General features: G+C 69.4%; 2 protein-coding genes. One reads left to right on the forward strand and one right to left on the reverse strand.

The genetic code is table 11. The features are described from left to right. Positions 1 to 522, reverse strand: a 522-nt coding sequence (locus QEZ54_RS36175; protein WP_281309301.1) for a cellulose binding domain-containing protein, incomplete at its 3' end; no start/stop codon positions are given. 369 nt (positions 523 to 891) lie between these two features. On the opposite strand from QEZ54_RS36175, the gene QEZ54_RS36180 reads away from it, so the two are divergent. Next, positions 892 to 1,398 (forward strand): cellulose binding domain-containing protein (locus QEZ54_RS36180; RefSeq protein ID WP_281309302.1); only part of this gene is annotated, 507 nt, incomplete at its 3' end.

Below are 1,398 nucleotides of genomic sequence, written 5' to 3' on the forward strand. Positions count from 1 at the left end.
GGCCGGGACCTGTCCGGGGTTGGCCGACGGGGACGGCGTCGCCGAACGCGACGGGCTGGGTGCCGTGCTGCGGGTCGCGCTCGGTGCCGGGCTGGACACCGAGCCGGTGCAGGCCGTTCCGTTGAGCGTGAACGAGGTGGGCACCGGGTTGGCGGTGTTGTTCCAGCCTCCGTTGAACCCGACGCTGACCGTTCCGTTGGTGGGGATGGCCGCGGTGTAGTCGACGTTGCGGGCGGTGACCGTGCCGGACGCGGGGCTCGCGGTGAAGCCCCACGACTGGGTGATGGTCTGGCCCGCGGTGAAGGTCCAGTTCAGGGTCCAGCCGTTGATGGCCGAGCCGAGATTGGTGATGCCGACATTGGCGCTGAAGCCGCCCGGCCACTGGGACGCGACCGTGTAGCTGACCTGGCAGCCGCTCGCGGCCTGGGCGGCGGGAGCGGCCAGTAGCGCCCCGGCGGTCAGGGCTGACAGCAGTGCCGCGGCTGCGGCGAGTAGCGCCGTACGGCGCCGTCGTGGATGCATGGGGAGTCTCCCGAGGTGAGTGGGGTGCGCCCGCCCGTCTGCCCGGCATGCGCTTCGACTCCCCTGCCCAGGGGTCGGCGGCGGCCGGCAGCGGCGCTCGAACATCGATACGGCTCCCTGCCTCGCATCGTACGGCACCCATCACCGAGGTTTGCAAGTGATCGGTCACATTGGCATAGCCCGATCGGGCCTGTGGTCGAGTCGCGATCAGTCGAGCGCTAAGCGAGTGTGCACGGGGTTGCGTTGGCACAGCTGATCGATGCGCGTGGTTGTGCGACTGGGAGCGCTCCCGCTAGCATACGCGGCACGACTGTTAGCGGTCACATTCCTGAGTCAGGAACGGTCCGCCTACCTATCAGGAGGTGTTTGATGTCAAAGAACAGATCGACCCTCGTCGGCCTGTTGACGGCCGGCGCCGCGCTGCTGGCGTCGACGACCGTGCTGGTGGCGTTGCCCGCCGGCGCCGCGGCCGCGGGCTGCTCGGTCAACTACGCCGTGTCGTCGGAGTGGCCGGGCGGCTTCGGCGCCAACGTGTCCCTCACGAACCTGGGCGACCCGGTGACCAGCTGGACACTGACCTGGACCTTCGGCGCCGGCCAGGCGGTGACCCAGTTCTGGAACACGACGCTGACCCAGAGCGGTTCGGCGGTGACCGCCAAGAACGTGAGCTACAACGGCTCGATCGGGACCAACGCCACGGTGTCGTTCGGCTTCAACGGGTCGTCGACAGGCGGCAACCCGCTTCCGACGAACTTCGCCATGAACGGCGTGACCTGCAACGGCATACCGACGCCGACGTCACCGACCACGGGGCCGTCGCCCTCGTCCCCGCCGTCGCCGTCACCCTCGCAGTCGCCGTCCGGTCCCTGCACGCTT

It is taken from the genome of Catellatospora sp. KI3 (assembly GCF_029948125.1).
Classification (GTDB): domain Bacteria; phylum Actinomycetota; class Actinomycetes; order Mycobacteriales; family Micromonosporaceae; genus Catellatospora.